Below are 18,173 nucleotides of genomic sequence, written 5' to 3'. Positions count from 1 at the left end.
CAGCTTGGGATTGAATCGCCCCGGGATTTTCGGAGGCTCCAACTCTTGAGAGACTGGAGCCATGACGAAGCATACCCCACCCTTTTCCCCTGAGGTTCGCGAGCGGGCAGTCCGGCTGGCCCGGGAGCATGAGAGCGAGCACGGTTCGCAATGGGCCGCGATCCAGTCGATCGCGGCCAAAATCGGTTGCTCTGGCGAAACGCTGCGCAAGTGGGTCCGTCAGGCCGAGCGCGACCGGGGCGTGCGGGCCGGACCGACGACGGATGAGCGCGAGCGGATCAAGGCGCTGGAGCGGGAGAACCGCGAGCTCCGGCAGGCCAACGAGATCCTCAGGAAGGCGAGCGCGTATTTTGCCCAGGCGGAGCTCGACCGCCGGTTCCGGTCATGATCGCCTTCATCGACGATCATCGTGCGCTCTACGGGGTCGAGCCGATCTGCAAGGTTCTGCCGATCGCCCCGTCGACGTACCACGCCCATGCCGCGCGACGAGCCGATCCCGGGAGGCTGTCGGCTCGAGCCAAGCGGGACGCGGCACTCATGGTCGAGATCCGGCGCGTGTACGAGGCAAACTTCCGGGTCTACGGCGTGCGCAAGGTCTGGCGGCAGCTCGCCCGCGAAGGGATCATTGTGGCGCGCTGCACGGTGGTCCGGCTGATGCGAACGATGGGCTTGGCTGGCGTCGTCCGGGGGCGGAGGGTTCGCACCACCGTTCCCGATCCGGCGGCGGCCTGCCCGCTCGACCGGGTCAATCGACAGTTCAGGGCCGAATGCCCGAACCGGCTATGGGTGGCGGATTTTACCTACATCGCCACCTGGGGCGGCTTCGTCTATGCGGCCTTCGTGATCGACGTCTTCGCCCGCCGGATCGTGGGCTGGCGTGTGTCGCGCTCGGCCCGGGCCGACTTCGTGCTCGATGCCTTGGAGCAGGCCCTGCACGAGCGCCGCCCCTTCGCCGGCAGCGGCCTCGTCTGTCACTCGGATCGCGGATCGCAATATGTGAGCATCCGCTACACCGAGCGCTTGGCCGAGGCGGGCGTCGAACCCTCCGTCGGCAGTGTTGGCGACTCGTACGATAACGCTCTCGCCGAGACGGTGATCGGCCTGTTCAAGGCGGAGGTCATCCATCGACGCGGGCCGTGGCGGTCCTTTGAGGCGGTCGAGTACGCCACGCTGGAATGGGTGGACTGGTTCAACCACCGTCGGCTGCTCGAACCAATCGGCCACATCCCTCCCGCCGAGGCGGAGGCACGCTATTATGCCCAGGCCGAGGTCCAAGCCTTGGCCGCCTGAGCCAAACCAAACGGCCTCCGGAAAACCCGGGGCGATTCAGCTCGGCGACGCTGATGACCTCTGCCGGAAGAGCGGCATGCAGGCTGGCGCCGCAGCACGCACACGCCTGGGAACGACGCGGGACGATTGTATCGGGATCATCGCTCAGCACCCGGCTGTGACCCTCGTGAGGGGGCTTGCCCCGCTGGGCTTGGAGTGCGCGCGCTGCTCCTTGCGATCCGTCACGGGCGGCTTGGATGAGGTGCGCGAGGTCTTGTCCGGTTGCTGCAGCCACAGCACCACCTTATCCTGAGTCTGTCGAAGGATCGATCAGTTCCTCGCGGCTCAGCCATTCCAGTTCGCTGCGGCCCATCTCACGAAGAAGTCAGCAAAATCCGTCCCACGCAAGGGCCTGGGCAATTGCCAGTCACTAACGCTGCATTTATCGATCTGCGTCAAGGATACGACACGTATTTGCGGTATCTCAGATAGGATTTGATAGCTTTCGTAGTCAAACGGCCGACGACTTCCAGCAGCCAATGCCGCGTTCAGAAATCTGCGACTATATTGGAGGCGCTTCTTCCGTCGTCACATGGAACGCGACGAGTTCGTTGGGTCCAAAAGTCAGCGTCAACGGGACGTCCGCGGCGTCTCGACCATAGGCGATCAGAATCCGACCGATGCGTGAGCTGTTGTTGCGCGGATCAAACGTGTGCCAGCGCCCGCCGAGAAAAACCTCCATCCAGGCAGCAAAATCGCCGGGCGCATGGGGCAGCGGCAGACCGATGTCGCTGACATAGCCGTTGCAGTAGCGTGCCGGGATGTTGAGACACCGGCAGAACGCAATCGCCAGATGCGCATAATCACGGCAGACGCCCCGCTGCTCCTCGAATGCATCGAAGGCCGTCCGCGTGGCTCGCGCATGCTCGTATCCGAAGGTAATTCGATCATGGACGTAGTCGCAGATCGCCTGCACACGCTCCCAGCCCGGTGGCAGGTGGCCGAACAGATCCCAGGCGATCGATGACAGACGATCGGTCTCACAGTACCGACTGCCGAGGAGGAACAGCACCGTATCCGACGGCAACTCCTCGATTGCGGTCTCCCGAGCGTCGAAGGCCGCCGGGTCGCCGCCGCCGGGGTCCCGCACGATCGTGTCGGTCCGCAGCGTGAAGCGGCCAGCCGGGGCAACCATGCGGCTGCACCAGTTCCCGAAACTATCGCGATAGCCCTGGACCGGTACAGCGGGGCTCGTGATCAAGTAGTCGGGTCGTTCGAGATCCGAGAAGCGCGATGCGTGGACGTTAAGCGTCGCGATGATGGGGGTGGGCTGCAGGAACTCGTAGGTCATCTTGCCGCCGACGAGAATGCGCATGTGCGTTGCCCTCAGGAGCGACTTCGGGATCGGCCGCCGCCGCGGCCTCCCGCGTCCCGGGCCGCCTCACGGCGCGAGACGCGGGTCTCGATCGCGATGACACGGCGCCGATGTTTGGGAGCTCTCCGGTCGGGCGCTTCCGCAGGACCGGAACGGGGCCAGTCCGTGCATCCCGGCCCGCGTGACGTGCCCCCGACGAGCCGGCGTCCGGCTCGTCGGGCATCACCGGAACTGGTTTGGTAGCTCAGAAGTCCATGCCGCCCATGCCGCCCATTCCACCACCGCTCGGCATCGGGGGAGCCTCCTTCCGCGGGGCCTCGGCGATCATCGCCTCGGTGGTCACCAGAAGGCCGGCCACCGAAGCCGCCCCCTGGATCGCCGCACGGACCACCTTGGCCGGATCGACGATGCCGGCCTGAAGCATGTCGACATACGCTTCGGTCTGGGCGTCGAAGCCGAAGGTCGAAGACGCATCGGCCAGGATCTTGCCGACCACGATCGAGCCCTCGACGCCCGAGTTCTGGGCGATCTGGCGCAGCGGCGCCTCGAGCGCCTTCAGCACGATCTTGATGCCGGCCTGGACGTCGGGGTTGTCGCTCGAGAGCGCCTGAACAGCCGCCGTGGCGCGCAGCAGCGCGGTGCCGCCGCCGGGGACGATGCCTTCCTCGACCGCCGCGCGGGTGGCGTTCAGCGCGTCGTCGACGCGGTCCTTCTTCTCCTTCACCTCGACCTCGGTCGCGCCGCCGACGCGGATCACCGCGACGCCGCCCGCGAGCTTGGCCAGGCGCTCCTGCAGCTTCTCACGGTCGTAGTCCGAGGTGGTCTCCTCGATCTGCGCCTTGATCTGGCTGATCCGGCCCTCGATGTCGGACTTCTCGCCGACGCCGTCGATGATCGTGGTGTTCTCCTTCTCGATCCGCACGCGCTTGGCGCGGCCGAGCATGGGGAGCGTCACGTTCTCGAGCTTGATGCCGAGATCCTCGGCGATCATCTGACCCTTGGTCAGGATCGCGATGTCCTCGAGCATCGCCTTGCGGCGGTCGCCGAAGCCCGGCGCCTTGACGGCCGCGACCTTGAGGCCGCCGCGGAGCTTGTTGACGACGAGGGTGGCCAGAGCCTCGCCCTCGATGTCCTCGGCGATGATCAGGAGCGGCTTGCCGGTCTGAACGACGGCCTCGAGCACCGGCAGCATGGCCTGGAGCGACGAGAGCTTCTTCTCGTGGATGAGGATGTAGGGGTCCTCGAGCTCGGCGACCATCTTCTCCGCGTTCGTGATGAAGTACGGGGAGAGGTAGCCGCGGTCGAACTGCATGCCCTCGACGACGTCGAGCTCGGTCTCGGCCGTCTTGGCCTCCTCGACCGTGATCACGCCCTCGTTGCCCACCTTCTGCATGGCGTGGGCGATCATCTCGCCGATCTCCTTGTCGCCGTTGGCGGAGATCGTGCCGACCTGGGCGACCTCGTCGGACGAGGCGACCTTGCGGGCGCGTGAACCGATATCCTTCACGACCGCGGCCACCGCCAGATCGATTCCGCGCTTCAGGTCCATCGGGTTCATGCCGGCGGCGACGTACTTCACGCCCTCCCGGACGATGGAGGCGGCCAGCACGGTCGCGGTGGTGGTGCCGTCACCGGCAGCGTCGCTCGACTTCGAGGCCACTTCGCGCACCATCTGGGCGCCCATGTTCTCGAACTTGTCGACGAGCTCGATCTCCTTGGCGACCGTCACACCGTCCTTGGTGATGCGGGGGGCGCCGAAACTCTTCTCGATCACGACGTTGCGGCCTTTCGGGCCGAGCGTCACCTTCACCGCGTTGGCGAGAAGCTCGACCCCGCGCAGCATCTTATCGCGAGCATCGACCGAAAAGCGGACGTCTTTGGCGGACATGGCAGGACCCTCATCATCTGTCGTTTGGCCCCGAGGCGCACCCCAGCGGGCGCCTCGAAGGGCAGATCGTCACGACGCTCCGCGCCGCCCGAGCCGGGCTAGGCGACGATGCCCAGGATGTCGGATTCCTTCATGATCAGGAGGTCCTGACCGTCGATCTTGACCTCGGTGCCGGACCACTTGCCGAACAGGACGCGGTCGCCGGCCTTCACTTCAAGCGCGATGATCTGGCCGGCCTCGTCGCGCACGCCCGGTCCCGCGGCGACGACCTCGCCCTCCTGCGGCTTCTCCTTGACCGTATCGGGGATGATGATGCCCCCTTTGGTCTTCTCCTCGCCTTCGATGCGACGGAGCACCACGCGGTCGTGCAGCGGACGGAATTTCATCGTGAGATCCTGATCGTTCCCAAGCGAGATCCAACCGACATGACTGGCGCTGTCGCGGGACAGATAACGGCGAGACTGTCATCGCCGCCCGATCGACCCATTATTAGCACTCGCCGCATGGAAGTGCTAATCTTATAATGGGACGGCGGGTCCCGCTCATCCGGAAGCCGGGGCAAAACGCCCAAACGGCCCCTTCAGCGGGGGACAGCGGATTCGAACCGCCTCCTTCGATCGACCGATCTCCGCGCCGCGCGGATCAACCTGCGCGATCGTCCGCCCTGATCGGGCCGCTCAAGCAGGACTGTGTTGGAGAATGGCATGACGATCAGTCAGGTCACAGCTCCGCCGACCAGCGACGATTCCATTGTGAAAAGCAGCTGTCTCGCCTGAAATCGCCAAGAATTTTGACAATCGAAAATCTGGCCGGTGGCAGACGGATATTTCGTCTCTTTCACGCGTTACACTTTTCCGCGCGATGGTCAGTCCCGCCGCTGGCGGACAAGGATCATTGTCATGACAATTCTGATGGCCGTCGCTCTGGCGATTGCGTTGCTCGGCATCGCGCTGACGTCGGCAGCCTACCGGTTTGCACCGGTGTCGAAGCACATAGCGAGCGGGGATATCGTCCTCGTCTGTGGGATCAGCACTGCGGCGTTGGGAAGCCTCGGAGTCCTCCTGCAGATCTTCACCGTCTGACCTGCGGGCTCGTCGAAGCCGCGTTGCCCGTGACCGGGTCGCGCGGCGGGATCCATGTCATGGACGGGAGGCTGCCACCATGCCGACACTGCCCGACGCCTACCTCCGGGACATCCTTGCACAGGCGGAACAGGACCTCGCCGCGGCCGAGCTGCGCCGGGCCCAGCAGGCACGGATCGTCGCCGGCCCGCTCAATAGCCCGGAGACCCGAGCCGCCGCGGAACTGCTTCTGCGGGAGATCGACCGGACCATCACGTCCATCTGGGCGAACCGCCATTTAATCGAGGTCATCCTGGCCTGATCAAGCCGAGCCGGCAGATATGCCGATGCCGCGTTCATCCCTCCGCCCCTCGGCCAAGCGCGTCTCGTCCGTGCACAACGGCAGGTCGGCGGCTGGGGCCCCGACAATGGCACAGGACCAATCCTCACGATGCGTGTCACGTGCCGTTGCCTTGGGCGGTCATGCTGCCCGCGATCGCACCCTTATTCGAGCCCTCGGCAACAACGTGGCCTGCACGGCACCGCCCGCCGACACTTCCCGAGGGGGCTGGCGACAAGCGTCAGCTCACGAGACTGCGCCACGGTCTGCCGAAGCGTTCGCCGACAGAGCCATCCGCGGCACGCATCTCCAAGCCACTTCGCTGTCGCTTTCTCAGATTATCGAGCGTCACGATTATCCACGAGACTTGGGCTTTGGGGGTCTGTGCGCTCGAAGTTGAGGGTCAATACCTGAGATCGCTCCAGCGAAAGCAGACCATCAGCGGCCAGGCCCGAAACCACGTCCTCGAATTCGTCCCTGGTCAGGCCACGACTCTTCAAGGACTTCACGATCGTGTCCGCATGCGCCATGTCCATCAGATCGCGCTTGATCTCCATCGTCGAGGGAATCGATATTTTGCGTCCAAAACGTTTCTGATTGAGCATGGCGGATTTCCTTGACGGCAGCAACGGAAGCTTGCGTACTGAAAACGCCCAGAAAGTTATTTCGTTCATATCGGCGCCTGTTTCGTGTTTTCCCGGACAAATTTGCAATTTGCGATGAATCGCCAGATTTATATTTATTGGATCTAGTAAAATATTTTCGACACACCATCTTATGAAGATCGCCGCATCCTGCGTGCGATCGCCGCGACGCGCGACTGTGTCGTCGGACGGACGCGGGTCCTGTCGCGTGCTGACGTCAGTCAGCAGGTGATGCGCTGAGTTCCCGGCATGCCGAACCTCGGGGACGACCCTCGACATGATGGAGCGTCTCAACGTCGCCAGTCGGCGGGGCCACCTGAGCAAACGGTGACGTCATCTGCCGGCGCTTCGGCAGGACAGCGGCTTTCGGCTGTCTCCATGCGCGTGAATTCAGCCCCTTCAGCAAGGAGTGCGTTATGGCTCAACCCAGACTTACAGGCTTGGAGTTCAGCTGGTTCACCAAGTGCCAGATGATGGCGTCAAACTATGCCCAGCACTGGGAGATGGTTCTCGAGCCTGATCTCGGAAGTCTGATTCAGGCCGTCGCCACTGATGCGCGGACCAGCTTCACCGGGCCGCAATCGATGCGGCGCGTCGCCGAACGACTGACGCTCGTTGCAGACTCGCTTGTCGCGGCGAGCGACGATCGGGCTCGCGCTGCCGATGTGCGCCGCGAGGACGGTCGTTGCACGGAAGCGCTGCAATACTTGGCGTCGCAACTGGCGAGCACGGCAGCCAGCGTCGAGGCATGGAAGCATGCGTCCGCCTCCGCGACTGAAACAAGTCAGGCGCCGTCGGCGTGACTGCCAAAGGACCGACAATCTCGGTCCTGGAAGATCAAGAAACGGTTCTTATCGGAGCATTGAACAGATCAGATGATCGTTTTCAGACCCAATCCCCACAAGTTACAGGTCATGCCATCGGCGAAGGAGCCCGGCCGGTTCGACTGGTCGATCACGCGGGACGATGTGATCGTACGCCAGTCGGCCCGATCCTTCGATTCGGAGGGCGCTTCGGAGACGAATGGCGATTTAGCCCTTCGTCGGATGACGGTGCGTTGGCAGGCCGCGCGATAGGCGCCGCCACCGCAACGGCAGTGCCTCCAACCGGGTCATCGCTCCGCCGGGCATGTAAGAGCCTTCGGCCTGTTCAAGCGAGACCGACCGGAGCCGCGCCGAGACCCATGCGTCCCGCGTGCCGTCTGGCGGCGCCGACCGAGCGCCCTGCCAACGTCATCCTGCCGACACCGTCCGCTTGCCGCGCCGGAAACGGCGGACCGGCGCCTCCTCCCGTTGGCGGGAAGGGGACTCGCCGTCCCTCGGCAATCGGAAGGCACGCCCCATTCCAGTGAACAGGATCAATCCCATGACAGGCCGTTCAAGAACAGCGTGGCTGCTTCCGACCCTGCTCGGCTCCGCGACCGCGCTGGGAGCGTCCGCCCTCTATGCGGCCGCCCAGGCAAAGCAGGCCGAGCGACGGACGCCACCGATCGGCGCGTTCCTCATCGTGGATGGCGTGCGCCTGCACTACGTCGAGCGGGGGGCCGGCGAGCCGCTGGTGCTGATCCACGGCAACGGCATGATGATCCAGGACTTTCTCGCCAGCGGCATCGTCGACGATCTGGCTGAGCGCCACCGCGTCATCATCTTCGACCGACCCGGTTACGGCTACAGCGACCGCCCGCGCGGGCTCTGGACGCCGCGCGCTCACGCGACGCTGTTCCAGAAGGCGCTTCAGCAGCTCGGCGTTGCCCAAGCCGTCGTCCTCGGACACTCCTGGGGGGCTTTGGTCGCGGTCGCCCTCGCGCTACAGGCCCCGCAGCTCGTGCGCAGCCTCGTCCTGGCGTCCGGGTACTATTACCCGACGCTGCACGCCGATGTGGTGCTCGCGTCCCCGGTGGCGCTCCCCGGCATCGGGGACCTGATGCGCCACTCGATCTCGCCCGTGATCGGCCGGATCCTGCAGCCCGCCCTGCTCAAGGCCATGTTCGCGCCGGCCGCGGTCACGGAGCGTTTCGACCGAGGGTTCCCGAAGGCCATGATGCTGCGGCCGATCCAGCTGCGGGCGTCAGCAGAGGACGCCGCTTTGATGACGCCGGCGGCGGCCGAGCTTCAGAAGCACTACCGCGACCTGAGGCTCCCGGTGGTGATCATCGTGGGCGGAGCCGATCAGATCGCCGATGTCGATCGGCAGTCGAAGCGCCTGCACGGCGAACTGCCGGACAGTCACCTCATCGTCGTGCCCGGCCTGGGCCACATGATCCAGCATCTGGCGCCGGACGCGGTCATCGCCGCCATCGGCCAGGCTTCGGAGCGGGTTCGCGTCGCCGCCTGAGGAGCGGCCGGTTCGGATCCCGGCCTCGCACGCGCCCGTTTAAAGCGTGGTCAACGGAGTGGAAAGCCGCGCCTCCGCTTTGTCGCTCCGAGGCGGACCGGCGGCTCTTGGGTCGGGCCTCGCTCGTTCGTCGTCACACGGTGGTGGGCAAGCCGGCACCGTGACGGCGCGCGATGGCTGAGCGTTGCGGGGCGCTGGAAGTAGCCCTATCGGCGACGGCGATGCCCGGCCGATCACGTCGCACAACCCGGTCCGATAGCCTCTTCGGCGAAATCAGCGCGAGGCTCCCGCTGTTCGAGGACCTGCCGCCTGACGCGCTTCAGCTGCTCTCAGCGTCGGGATTGGGCCGCGGTTTCCTGACGGCCTCCCTGCGGGCCCGTCTGCGCAAGGCCGGGTACCGGGATCTCGGCCTTCTGGCCGAGAGCTCACCGGACGCGATCGCCAGCATCAGAAAGTTCGGCCCGGTCCGCGTCGAACGCGTTCGGACCTTCATCCTCGCCGAGCTGGCGCGCTGGGTGCCGGGCGCCCGCGACATGCACACGGCCGAGGCTACCGGCGAGCGAAGGCTCGGACGGCTGCGGCACATGCTGGTCGAACGCCTGCCTCTGCACGCCGACGACATCGCAGCGCTCGGCTTCGCCGGAGGGTCCTGCGCGGATTTGGCCGGCCGTTCACGCCTCGAACTCATCGGCACGGGCATCGTGATGTCTAGCGATGTTGATCGCATCATCACGACCATCGCCCGCGTCCTGGAAGGGGACAGGCCGATCGCTTCTCTCCCTCTCCAGGCGCCCTTGGACGCTCCGGCGGCGGAACCGGAGACGCTCGCGGCCCGTCGTGCCGCCTTGCTCGCGGAGCAGGACCGGGAATGGGGGGAGGCGGCTCCGGCTCAAGATTAATGTCGGAATGGTACGCCTCGGATTAGCTGCTTCCGGCCATCGTCAATCATCGCTTCGCGAACATTCCCGTCGCTTGACGGGTCTCAAGAGCTGTTCACGCGCGAACATTCAGTGCCTCGCGCCGGCTCCGCCGTTCAAGCGGTTGTGACAGATGCTTCCCATGCTCGCGGCGTTACCGAGATCTTGGCAGGATGCGGGAACACGCGTCCCCGTCAGGACTATCTTTGTCGATCGGAAAGGCGCAGAGTGCCGAGATCACCGGATCGGCTGTTCCAGGCTCCGGTGGCTGAGGGTTCATGCCCCCGCCTGCAACGGACAGGCGCGCATGGCAGACCTCATCAAGTTCCCCGCAAAGCCCCGCTCGAGGCACGCGCGCCGCGCCTATCAGGTTCATCGGCTCGCTCCGAGCGGTGGCGTGGTCGCGACCTCGATCATCACGGCCCGCGACGACGGGGACGCCAAGCGGCAGGCAAAGGGATTGATCGCCGGGCACCATGCCGAACTCTGGGCCGGCAGCCGCCTCGTCACCGTGCTCGGCGCGTTCGACTTCCCGATCGCGACCGCAATCCGGGCGCTGGCGGACCAGCCGAAGTCGGAGGGGTGAAGGTCGTTATCGAATCTGCCACGCGTATCGAGGAGCGGGATCATGGCAACGGACAAGAAACGCGGGAATCGCGAGACCAAGAAGCCAAAGAAGCCCGTGCCCAAGACCAACGCGGCGGCGCCCTCGAACAAGGGTACGGTCTCGGCTGCCATGAAGACCAGCGGTCGAGGCTAAGGCGATGTCCGACCACCATGGCTGCACGGTATGGTAGAGTTCGTTCGCCCGCTGATGTGCCCAGTGATGCGGAAGCTGATCGGGATGATCGTCCGCATGTCGCAGCACCCCGGCCTTCAGGAGCAGGGACAGTTGATTGATCAGCTCACGGAGCTCGAGACCGAGGGCATAGCCAGGGATGTTCCTTGGCGGACCGTGGAGGCAATCCGCGCCACCCGGTTGAGGCTGCGCGTCGAGGGTCTGATGCCCCGGACGCCACTCCCGCGCGGTCACTGATGGCTTGATGCATGACCGAAAACGAGGGGTGCTTGAACGAACCTCGCGCTGGTCGGTCGGTCGGGCGGACCGGGACGACCTTGCCGCCGCCCAGGAGGCCCCGCTGCAGGTTACCTGCCCGCGGACGGTGCGGAACGACGGGAGAAGGCACTCGACGGACTGCGCGTCGAACTCGGGCGTGGTGATGACGCGGGCGCGTGCTCGCGGGAGCAGCAGGCCTTCCGCACGGTGCTGCTCGCGATGGTTGAGCGGACCCGCGAGATGGCAGGACCGGCGGAGGGGTGACGTCCGCTGCGGTGCGGACCTCTTCGAAGCCGCAGCTTGCCGCCTGTTGGCACAACGCCGCGCGCTTTCCGAAGGTCCAGTTCGGCCATGGAATCGGCCCCGATCGCGGATAAGTCCTCAGGGCGGGACCTCGCATTAATCGGCGACCGCTCCCGAGCGGGATTACCGCGGCATCCAGCCCCGTCGTTGGACTCGCGTTTGCCTGCGTGTGTCAGAGGGCCCGCGCGAGGCCCGCTTCCAGAACAAGTGCGCTGGCCGTTTGCTGAGACAAGCGGCCCCCCGTCGGCTCGACCGCTGCGTCCGCCTTGACGGCACGGCGCACGATGGCGAGCGCCTCGTCCTCGGAGGTGGTTATCGCCGCGTAGAAGAGGACCAGTTGCCCGGAGAGTTCCGCGTCATCGGGCTGTGTCACTGAATCGCCCCGGGTTTTCCGGAGGCCGTTTGGTTTGGCTCAGGCGGCCAAGGCTTGGACCTCGGCCTGGGCATAATAGCGTGCCTCCGCCTCGGCGGGAGGGATGTGGCCGATTGGTTCGAGCAGCCGACGGTGGTTGAACCAGTCCACCCATTCCAGCGTGGCGTACTCGACCGCCTCAAAGGACCGCCACGGCCCGCGTCGATGGATGACCTCCGCCTTGAACAGGCCGATCACCGTCTCGGCGAGAGCGTTATCGTACGAGTCGCCAACACTGCCGACGGAGGGTTCGACGCCCGCCTCGGCCAAGCGCTCGGTGTAGCGGATGCTCACATATTGCGATCCGCGATCCGAGTGACAGACGAGGCCGCTGCCGGCGAAGGGGCGGCGCTCGTGCAGGGCCTGCTCCAAGGCATCGAGCACGAAGTCGGCCCGGGCCGAGCGCGACACACGCCAGCCCACGATCCGGCGGGCGAAGACGTCGATCACGAAGGCCGCATAGACGAAGCCGCCCCAGGTGGCGATGTAGGTAAAATCCGCCACCCATAGCCGGTTCGGGCATTCGGCCCTGAACTGTCGATTGACCCGGTCGAGCGGGCAGGCCGCCGCCGGATCGGGAACGGTGGTGCGAACCCTCCGCCCCCGGACGACGCCAGCCAAGCCCATCGTTCGCATCAGCCGGACCACCGTGCAGCGCGCCACAATGATCCCTTCGCGGGCGAGCTGCCGCCAGACCTTGCGCACGCCGTAGACCCGGAAGTTTGCCTCGTACACGCGCCGGATCTCGACCATGAGTGCCGCGTCCCGCTTGGCTCGAGCCGACAGCCTCCCGGGATCGGCTCGTCGCGCGGCATGGGCGTGGTACGTCGACGGGGCGATCGGCAGAACCTTGCAGATCGGCTCGACCCCGTAGAGCGCACGATGATCGTCGATGAAGGCGATCATGACCGGAACCGGCGGTCGAGCTCCGCCTGGGCAAAATACGCGCTCGCCTTCCTGAGGATCTCGTTGGCCTGCCGGAGCTCGCGGTTCTCCCGCTCCAGCGCCTTGATCCGCTCGCGCTCATCCGTCGTCGGTCCGGCCCGCACGCCCCGGTCGCGCTCGGCCTGACGGACCCACTTGCGCAGCGTTTCGCCAGAGCAACCGATTTTGGCCGCGATCGACTGGATCGCGGCCCATTGCGAACCGTGCTCGCTCTCATGCTCCCGGGCCAGCCGGACTGCCCGCTCGCGAACCTCAGGGGAAAAGGGTGGGGTATGCTTCGTCATGGCTCCAGTCTCTCAAGAGTTGGAGCCTCCGAAAATCCCGGGGCGATTCAAGCAGATCGAGCTGCCCGCGGTGGCACCGATCGTGACGCAGCGCCAGCACTTTGCCGTTTGTTGTCCGAGCTGCGGGACGCGCGTGATCGCGCCATCGGCCGAAGCAGCTCGCGGCACCCCGTTCGGTCCGCGGCTGCATGCGGTGGCGACGTACCTGAGGACCTTACAGGCGCTCTCGTACGAACGGCTGTAGGCGGCGCTTTCCGACCTGTTCGGCCTCACCCTCAGCCAGGGCGGGTTGATGAACCTGCTCCGCCGCGCGCAGGGCTGCTTCCTGTCCGGTTGTGACGCGGCCATCGCGCCCCCGGCGCCGGGCCGAGGTCATCGCCTGCGACGAGACCGGCGTGCGGATCGAAGGCGCGAACGCTTACCACTGGCTGTTCCACTCAGCTGCGGCCGTGGTGCACACGACTTCGCCGACTTGCGGCGCCGTCGTAGTGCGGGAGATGATGGAGGGGCACCGGCCCACAGTGTGGACTCGGACCGCTATACCGCCCAACAAGGCCACGCGGATGAACACCAGACCCACCTGGCGCATCTGGCCCTCGACATCGCCTACGTTGTCGAGGTCAGCGATGACCCCGTACCCTGGCGCCTGCAACTCTGGCTGGGAGACGTGTTCGCCCTGGCCGAACACGTCGTGGATCTCGCCGCCTCGACGCTTTCAGCCCAGCGCCGGAGCCTGGATCGGCAATTCGGTGCCATCTTGGCCACGCCGAGCCGCTATGACCTGACCCGCGAGCTGCAGGCCACGATCAGCCGCGCCCGCGATCAGCTCCTGGTGTTTCTCGCCTATCCCGGAAAGGTCGGGCCGACCGACAACAGTTCGGAGCGGCTGCTTCGTCCAGCCGTCGTGCAACGGAAGGTGACCAACGGTGACCGGGCCATGTGAGCGGCCGAGGGCGAGACCGCCATCCGCACCGTCGTCGACACAGCGCGCCTGACCGGCGCCCGTCGCTTCGCAACCATCCTCAAAACCGTCGGTGCCTGAACCCAGCCATCACAGACCTTGGTAATTGAAATGTCTGCTTACCGGCCGTTCTTCAAACAGAATGAATGACCGACTTGGGCGCCAAGTCGAATGTCCGGTTCTGCGCGCGACGTCGATCCAGCGTGACGAAATATGGCCGAGAGCGGAGTGGCCGCTGTGGAGCGCGACCGCTGCAAAGGCGGACGGCCTCCCACCGACCCGACCCTGCCGTCAGAGCGTATCGGCACGTCTCCCGGAAGCGGATCTCCAGCGTGCAGCAACCGGACGATGCGCGCCCTGCTCAGTGCGCCAGCGATCGGTCCGATGCGTCCGACGAACGCTTCTTCCTCTTGCGCTTGCTCGCTTTCAAGACCACGTCCGCGTTGTCCTCGGCGATGCGCTCAGCCAGCGCGAAGTCGTGAAGCTCCGCGGTCGCACCCTCAGCGGCGGTCGCCCCTTCTGTCACGGCGTAGAACGCGGCGCGGACGATCTCCTTCTTGCTCGCCTCCGGATGCCGCTCACGGATGGCGGAACGGATCGCCTTCGGCTTCATGCCCGGCGCGGCGATCTTCCTCAGCGTGTCCGCGATCTCCCGGATCGATGCCATACCGCTACCTTCACCTGACCCCTTCTGCCGGCTCACAAACCCGTCAGCCGACGGGGCGTTCCGATACCGCGGCCACACAGGCGGCTTCCCGCGCGCGACGCGCCGCACCCGCGGACGTGAGGTCGCGCCGACGCGCCGCGCTCCTCCCGAGACCGGAACGCGCTCGGCGCGCGCGGGGGCACGCAAGCGGGCCGCGTTCACCTCAGTAGCGGGTGATGGCACGCAGGCCGAACACCGCGGCGCCGCGCACCCGCTTGCCGTCAGGATCGCGCGGATTGGCGATCCCGCCACCCGGATGGGCGACGTACTGCACGGTCGGCTGCAGGGCGATGCCGGGCGCGAGCACGGCCTGATAGGTCGCTTCGAGCAAGATCTCGGCGCTCCGGCGCGGTGCGGGTGTCGTGCTCTGGAGCGCGGCGATCACATCGAGCCGGCGTGCCGCCGGGGAGATGCGGGTGATGCCGACGGCGAGGCCCAGCGTGTCGTCCGACCGTCCGGGGATCAGGCCGCGATAGGCGATGCCGCCGTCGATGTAGAGGTCCACGAGATTGCGGTCCCCCGGCGAGACGGACGCACGCAGGAAGACGCTGGCGCCGTCGTTGGGATCGTCCGGCTCCTGGTAGATCGTCTGGTCGATGAGCCCGTAGAGGCCCGAATTGCCCGAAACCCTCCGATCGAGGCCACTCACCGGATCCGGCGTGAGGGCATCGACGCGGCCGAAGCGGTGCCAGCCGCCCAGCGTGACGGTGCCCGGCCGGCCTTCGGAACTCGGACGGGTGTTGTAGGCGTAGGCGACCTCGGCGATGACGAGCGGGGGGTCGGAGACGGGGAAGCGGATACCGTTCGGATTGCGGCGCTGCGGGTCTACGCCCGAGCGGGGACGGCCGCCGCCGGGTGTGCCGTCGATCACGCTCGCCTGGAACGAGAGATCGGGCGTCGGGACGTACTTCAGGCGGACGGTCGGCGCCGAGAGCGGATAGGCCGGCCCTCCGTCCACCATGTTCGCGGCGAAGATCTCCGGCCAGCCGAAGGTACCGTTGGTGAACAGGATGCTGGTCTGGCTCACCATGTACTCGGTGTCGGCGGAGAGCTGGCCGACACGGACGGACAGCCTGTCGTCGAACAGGCTCTGCTCCAGCCACAGCTCCGAGAGCCGCGAAGCCGGCAGGGCCTCGATCTCGCTGATCGTCATGAGGTTGCCGACGCGGCTGCGGGAGGCTCCGCTGCCCTGGATCTGGTAGACGGTGGCGTGGGCCGTCGCCCCCTTCCACCCGGCGAGCGTGTCGAGATCGACATCGACGTCGAGATCGAGCAGCGTCAGGCCCGTGGAGCCCCGCCGCAGGCCGCCGCGCAGGTTGCGGTAGGTCTCGGCCACACTGATCAGGCCGAAGGTGATCCCGCGGCTCTCCAGGAAGGCGCGGTACCCGCCGGGATCGCCGGCGGCCCCGAGGAGGGGCTGGAACGAGGTCGTGACCTCCGCCGCGCGACCGGCCGAGAACACGGGCTGAGCGACCGAGGTCTGCGGATCGCCGCCTGCGCCGGAGGGTGAACCGATGGCGAGGCCCTCCGCGGCGACCCGCGCGGCCGTCGCCAGCGGATCCGCGGCCGGTTCGGCCAAGGCACGGCCGACCGGCGCGATGAGAACGAGCGTGATGCCAGCGAGGGCGCAGATGACAGAGCGCACCAGGACCTCTGGAGACATCGGGCTCGGCGAACGAAGGCATAGCCTCGTGACCATTCGACGACGGCGGTGGCGAGACATCGCCGCGAATTGATGGGACAGACGCGGCACTGACGCTGGCTCGTACAACCGCAGGTCGCTAGGGTTCTCCGCATCACCGGAGGTCCTCCACCGTGCGTACGCTCGCTCTCGCCTCGGCCCTCGTCTTCGCCTGCACGGTGTCCGTCCGAGCGCAGGCCCCCGCACCCTCGGCGGCTCAGACCGCGCAGCGGGATCGGATGAAATCCTGCAACGTGGATGCTGGGACGCAACGGCTGTCGGGCGCCGCCCGCAAGAGCTTCATGGCAGATTGCCTCGCGGGAAAGAGCGCCGCGCCGGCCAAGGAGCTGACGCCGCAGCAGATGAAGATGAAGAGCTGCAATGCGGATGCCTCGGCCAAGAGCCTCAAGGGCGCCGAGCGCAAGGCGTTCATGAGCACGTGCCTCAGAGGTTAGTCGCCTGCGCCCATACCGCGTCCCTGTTCGGCTTCTGACCAATGTCAGGGCTGCGTGAAACGGATGCCGTTCGAGATACCGACCGATCTCGGGCGTCCTGAACGTCACTCGGGCTTCCACGAAGCGGTCGACGTCCCCCTCACTCTCCCCCCGCTCCGTCGCGGAACGGTTTTGCCAGCCTCGCCGTAACTGACCCATCGAGCCGCGACGGCGCGGGTCAGATGGCCGAGGCGGTCCCAGCATGAAGCGCGCTCCCTTCCGCATCCTGATCCGCATCGAGGGCGATCGGCGCGTCCTGCGCGCGACCTCGGAGCGCGAGGCGGCGCTCAAGGCCGAATCCGTTCTCCGGCGCTACGACGTCCTGCCCGGCGGCGCCGGCCTCATCATCGAAGCGTCGGACACCCGGGCGAGCGCGCGCATCGCGGCCTATCTGGCCGACGTTGCGCTCGAGATGGAAATCGCGTGATCGGCCTCCGAGGATGACGGTCTCGGACAGCGCGGTCCCCTACGTGCTGGGCGCTGCGGCGGTGCGCTCGGTCGAGGTCATCGACGGCGGCGGCACACTGGCGATCCGATTGCGGTCGCCCGACGACAGTGAGTTCTGCGTCCTGCTGCCGATCGGTGTCGTGGGCGACCTCCTCTTTCAACTCGCGGATGTGATGAGCGTCAGCCTTGACCCACGCCCATGACCGAGAGGATGCCCACCTGGGCGAAGGGGATGACCCGGTGCTCGACGCGGTCGCCGTGCTTCGGTGCCGCGGGTACACGGTCGAGCCGGATGACGACTGCGCGCGCTGGCGGATCGACGGTGCTGACTGGATCACGCTCAGCGACCTGTTCGCGCGGGCTCTGCGGCTCGGCTTGAGAGACGGGCCGGGACGCGCGCAGTAATCCCCGGCCAGACCCGGAGTTGGACCGCTGAGGGATCGACCGGCGGGATCAAACACCTAGTTGATCAGGCAGAAGCCGGCTTCCGCCCTGTCGACGCCGCCGACGCGCCTCCCGGTCTCGCAACTCGGGGCGACGGCGCGCACCGCTTGGACACGCGGCGTTTCGGGCGGCGGGCGGAGGAGGGTGGGCTGTGGCCGAAGCTCCGGCTCGCGCGCTTCGGCCGGCGTGTTCGCCACCGCTGCCGCGGCCGCCGCAGGAACGGCCGCAGCGATGGGGGCCGGCGCGATCGCGATGATGGGACGGTAGCCGGCACGGCCGCTCGGGGCCGTGTCGGTCGCGGCGACAGACGGAGGCGACGCGGGTCGCTGCGCCGTCGACGACCGCCCGAAGAACAGACGCCCGCGCCCGCGCGCCTCGACGGTGTCGATGCTACCCACAAGTGTAGAGAACGCCACACCTGCCACCAGCCACGCGCGCATGATGTCCCCCACCGCACGCGAGGAGTATGGCAGCGAACCAATTCAATAGTGCTGCCATGACCTTTCAAATTCGATTGATTTGACGAATGCAGAGCGCGAACATGTCGCGACAGCGCGGGATTTCCGCGCGCCTGACCTGTCGGCACCGAGCCGCGATCGACCGGACAACGC

General features: G+C 66.5%; 21 protein-coding genes, 2 pseudogenes and 2 other annotated features. Of the genes and pseudogenes, 13 read left to right on the top strand and 10 right to left on the bottom strand.

The window, feature by feature from the left end:
* Positions 1-61 precede the first annotated feature (61 nt).
* Positions 62-1,290 (top strand): IS3 family transposase gene (locus LXM90_RS30210; protein WP_091713013.1). Its coding sequence is split into 2 segments (ribosomal slippage): positions 62-350 and positions 350-1,290, totalling 1,230 coding nucleotides; the frame shifts between segments, so codons are not numbered across the junction.
* Positions 343-459: a sequence feature (AL1L pseudoknot), on the top strand. Its footprint overlaps the gene before it by 117 nt.
* Positions 1,291-1,330: 40 nt before the next feature.
* Here the strand turns inward: LXM90_RS30210 and LXM90_RS30205 are convergent.
* The 4 genes and pseudogenes from LXM90_RS30205 to groES all read right to left on the bottom strand — a co-directional run.
* Positions 1,331-1,642: pseudogene (locus LXM90_RS30205) on the bottom strand (IS66 family transposase); the annotation flags it as partial.
* A 189-nt stretch (positions 1,643-1,831) separates the two neighbouring features.
* Positions 1,832-2,644: a transglutaminase-like domain-containing protein gene (locus tag LXM90_RS30200; RefSeq protein ID WP_020095946.1), complete on the bottom strand. Its 813-nt coding sequence runs from the start codon at positions 2,642-2,644 to the stop codon at positions 1,832-1,834.
* Positions 2,645-2,888: 244 nt separating this feature from the next.
* Positions 2,889-4,532: a chaperonin GroEL gene (groL, locus tag LXM90_RS30195; RefSeq protein WP_205834022.1), complete on the bottom strand. Its 1,644-nt coding sequence runs from the start codon at positions 4,530-4,532 to the stop codon at positions 2,889-2,891.
* 98 nt (positions 4,533-4,630) lie between these two features.
* Positions 4,631-4,918, bottom strand: coding sequence for a co-chaperone GroES (gene groES, locus LXM90_RS30190; protein ID WP_020096510.1), 288 nt, complete (start codon positions 4,916-4,918; stop codon positions 4,631-4,633).
* A gap of 513 nt (positions 4,919-5,431) precedes the next feature.
* Between groES and LXM90_RS30185 the strand changes: the two genes are divergently transcribed.
* Positions 5,432-5,614 (top strand): hypothetical protein, encoded by a 183-nt coding sequence (locus tag LXM90_RS30185; protein ID WP_020096511.1) that lies wholly within the window; start codon positions 5,432-5,434, stop codon positions 5,612-5,614.
* A 79-nt stretch (positions 5,615-5,693) separates the two neighbouring features.
* Positions 5,694-5,915, top strand: coding sequence for a hypothetical protein (locus LXM90_RS30180; RefSeq protein ID WP_020096512.1), 222 nt, complete (start codon positions 5,694-5,696; stop codon positions 5,913-5,915).
* A gap of 356 nt (positions 5,916-6,271) precedes the next feature.
* Here the strand turns inward: LXM90_RS30180 and LXM90_RS30175 are convergent, their stop codons facing one another.
* Positions 6,272-6,856 carry a hypothetical protein gene (locus LXM90_RS30175; RefSeq protein WP_128083421.1) on the bottom strand — a complete coding sequence of 195 codons (585 nt, stop codon included), beginning with the start codon at positions 6,854-6,856 and terminating at the stop codon, positions 6,272-6,274.
* A 137-nt stretch (positions 6,857-6,993) separates the two neighbouring features.
* Here LXM90_RS30175 and LXM90_RS30170 point away from each other — a divergent pair, with 137 nt between their 5' ends.
* The 5 genes from LXM90_RS30170 (at position 6,994) to LXM90_RS30150 (ending at position 10,864) form a co-directional block, all read left to right on the top strand.
* Positions 6,994-7,380 carry a hypothetical protein gene (locus LXM90_RS30170; protein WP_146074101.1) on the top strand — a complete coding sequence of 129 codons (387 nt, stop codon included), beginning with the start codon at positions 6,994-6,996 and terminating at the stop codon, positions 7,378-7,380.
* Between the two features lie 562 nt (positions 7,381-7,942).
* Complete coding sequence (locus tag LXM90_RS30165) at positions 7,943-8,911, top strand: alpha/beta fold hydrolase (RefSeq protein ID WP_020096515.1); 969 nt, start codon at positions 7,943-7,945, stop codon at positions 8,909-8,911.
* A gap of 173 nt (positions 8,912-9,084) precedes the next feature.
* Positions 9,085-9,810 carry a hypothetical protein gene (locus LXM90_RS30160; protein ID WP_234083213.1) on the top strand — a complete coding sequence of 242 codons (726 nt, stop codon included), beginning with the start codon at positions 9,085-9,087 and terminating at the stop codon, positions 9,808-9,810.
* A gap of 325 nt (positions 9,811-10,135) precedes the next feature.
* Complete coding sequence (locus LXM90_RS30155; protein WP_042675125.1) at positions 10,136-10,414, top strand: hypothetical protein; 279 nt, start codon at positions 10,136-10,138, stop codon at positions 10,412-10,414.
* 240 nt (positions 10,415-10,654) lie between these two features.
* The gene (locus LXM90_RS30150) at positions 10,655-10,864 is read left to right on the top strand and encodes a hypothetical protein (RefSeq protein WP_103986542.1); all 210 of its coding nucleotides are present in this window, start codon (positions 10,655-10,657) and stop codon (positions 10,862-10,864) included.
* 496 nt (positions 10,865-11,360) lie between these two features.
* Here LXM90_RS30150 and LXM90_RS30145 read toward each other — a convergent pair whose 3' ends face one another.
* A complete protein-coding gene (locus LXM90_RS30145) occupies positions 11,361-11,561 on the bottom strand; it encodes a hypothetical protein (protein WP_020096519.1) in 201 nt (66 codons plus the stop codon).
* A 39-nt stretch (positions 11,562-11,600) separates the two neighbouring features.
* Positions 11,601-12,829 (bottom strand): IS3 family transposase gene (locus tag LXM90_RS30140; RefSeq protein WP_091713013.1). Its coding sequence is split into 2 segments (ribosomal slippage): positions 11,601-12,541 and positions 12,541-12,829, totalling 1,230 coding nucleotides; the frame shifts between segments, so codons are not numbered across the junction.
* Positions 12,432-12,548, bottom strand: a sequence feature (AL1L pseudoknot). It overlaps the preceding gene by 117 nt.
* A gap of 52 nt (positions 12,830-12,881) precedes the next feature.
* Between LXM90_RS30140 and tnpC the strand changes: the two are divergent.
* Positions 12,882-13,871 (top strand): annotated as a pseudogene (gene tnpC / locus LXM90_RS30135) (IS66 family transposase); the annotation flags it as partial.
* Between the two features lie 280 nt (positions 13,872-14,151).
* Here tnpC and LXM90_RS30130 read toward each other — a convergent pair.
* Positions 14,152-14,457, bottom strand: a complete 306-nt coding sequence (locus tag LXM90_RS30130) for a hypothetical protein (RefSeq protein ID WP_020095942.1) — start codon at positions 14,455-14,457, stop codon at positions 14,152-14,154.
* 202 nt (positions 14,458-14,659) lie between these two features.
* Positions 14,660-16,141 carry a carbohydrate porin gene (locus LXM90_RS30125; protein WP_234083210.1) on the bottom strand — a complete coding sequence of 494 codons (1,482 nt, stop codon included), beginning with the start codon at positions 16,139-16,141 and terminating at the stop codon, positions 14,660-14,662.
* 170 nt (positions 16,142-16,311) lie between these two features.
* Here LXM90_RS30125 and LXM90_RS30120 point away from each other — a divergent pair, with 170 nt between their 5' ends.
* The 4 genes from LXM90_RS30120 to LXM90_RS30105 all read left to right on the top strand — a co-directional run bounded on the left by LXM90_RS30120 (position 16,312) and on the right by LXM90_RS30105 (position 17,523).
* Positions 16,312-16,632 carry a PsiF family protein gene (locus tag LXM90_RS30120; protein WP_026605361.1) on the top strand — a complete coding sequence of 107 codons (321 nt, stop codon included), beginning with the start codon at positions 16,312-16,314 and terminating at the stop codon, positions 16,630-16,632.
* Positions 16,633-16,873: 241 nt separating this feature from the next.
* A complete protein-coding gene (locus LXM90_RS30115; RefSeq protein WP_020095939.1) occupies positions 16,874-17,098 on the top strand; it encodes a hypothetical protein in 225 nt (74 codons plus the stop codon).
* Positions 17,099-17,111: 13 nt separating this feature from the next.
* Complete coding sequence (locus LXM90_RS30110) at positions 17,112-17,321, top strand: hypothetical protein (protein ID WP_020095938.1); 210 nt, start codon at positions 17,112-17,114, stop codon at positions 17,319-17,321.
* Positions 17,305-17,523: a hypothetical protein gene (locus LXM90_RS30105; RefSeq protein WP_020095937.1), complete on the top strand. Its 219-nt coding sequence runs from the start codon at positions 17,305-17,307 to the stop codon at positions 17,521-17,523. The genes LXM90_RS30110 and LXM90_RS30105 overlap by 17 nt, the downstream gene beginning before the upstream one ends.
* A gap of 56 nt (positions 17,524-17,579) precedes the next feature.
* On the opposite strand, the gene LXM90_RS30100 is transcribed toward LXM90_RS30105, so the two are convergent.
* On the bottom strand, positions 17,580-18,002 hold the full coding sequence (locus LXM90_RS30100) for a hypothetical protein (RefSeq protein ID WP_234083208.1): 423 nt from the start codon (positions 18,000-18,002) through the stop codon (positions 17,580-17,582).
* Positions 18,003-18,173 lie beyond the last annotated feature (171 nt).

Source organism: Methylobacterium oryzae, assembly GCF_021398735.1.
Lineage (GTDB): Bacteria > Pseudomonadota > Alphaproteobacteria > Rhizobiales > Beijerinckiaceae > Methylobacterium.
Note: the sequence above shows the minus strand (reverse complement) of the source record. Positions and strands in the feature narration are given on the sequence as shown.

Bases quoted from the DNA above. Each gene is read 5' to 3' on its own strand.
- LXM90_RS30100 (WP_234083208.1), bottom strand. From the start codon at position 18,002: ATGCGCGCGTGGCTGGTGGCAGGTGTGGCGTTCTCTACACTTGTGGGT.
- LXM90_RS30180 (WP_020096512.1), top strand. From the start codon at position 5,694: ATGCCGACACTGCCCGACGCCTACCTCCGGGACATCCTTGCACAGGCG.
- LXM90_RS30150 (WP_103986542.1), top strand. From the start codon at position 10,655: ATGCGGAAGCTGATCGGGATGATCGTCCGCATGTCGCAGCACCCCGGC.
- groL (WP_205834022.1), bottom strand. From the start codon at position 4,532: ATGTCCGCCAAAGACGTCCGCTTTTCGGTCGATGCTCGCGATAAGATG.
- LXM90_RS30175 (WP_128083421.1), bottom strand. From the start codon at position 6,856: ATGTCGAGGGTCGTCCCCGAGGTTCGGCATGCCGGGAACTCAGCGCAT.
- LXM90_RS30155 (WP_042675125.1), top strand. From the start codon at position 10,136: ATGGCAGACCTCATCAAGTTCCCCGCAAAGCCCCGCTCGAGGCACGCG.
- LXM90_RS30185 (WP_020096511.1), top strand. From the start codon at position 5,432: ATGACAATTCTGATGGCCGTCGCTCTGGCGATTGCGTTGCTCGGCATC.
- LXM90_RS30110 (WP_020095938.1), top strand. From the start codon at position 17,112: ATGACGGTCTCGGACAGCGCGGTCCCCTACGTGCTGGGCGCTGCGGCG.
- LXM90_RS30115 (WP_020095939.1), top strand. From the start codon at position 16,874: ATGAAGCGCGCTCCCTTCCGCATCCTGATCCGCATCGAGGGCGATCGG.
- LXM90_RS30130 (WP_020095942.1), bottom strand. From the start codon at position 14,457: ATGGCATCGATCCGGGAGATCGCGGACACGCTGAGGAAGATCGCCGCG.
- LXM90_RS30170 (WP_146074101.1), top strand. From the start codon at position 6,994: ATGGCTCAACCCAGACTTACAGGCTTGGAGTTCAGCTGGTTCACCAAG.
- LXM90_RS30160 (WP_234083213.1), top strand. From the start codon at position 9,085: ATGGCTGAGCGTTGCGGGGCGCTGGAAGTAGCCCTATCGGCGACGGCG.
- LXM90_RS30200 (WP_020095946.1), bottom strand. From the start codon at position 2,644: ATGCGCATTCTCGTCGGCGGCAAGATGACCTACGAGTTCCTGCAGCCC.
- groES (WP_020096510.1), bottom strand. From the start codon at position 4,918: ATGAAATTCCGTCCGCTGCACGACCGCGTGGTGCTCCGTCGCATCGAA.
- LXM90_RS30165 (WP_020096515.1), top strand. From the start codon at position 7,943: ATGACAGGCCGTTCAAGAACAGCGTGGCTGCTTCCGACCCTGCTCGGC.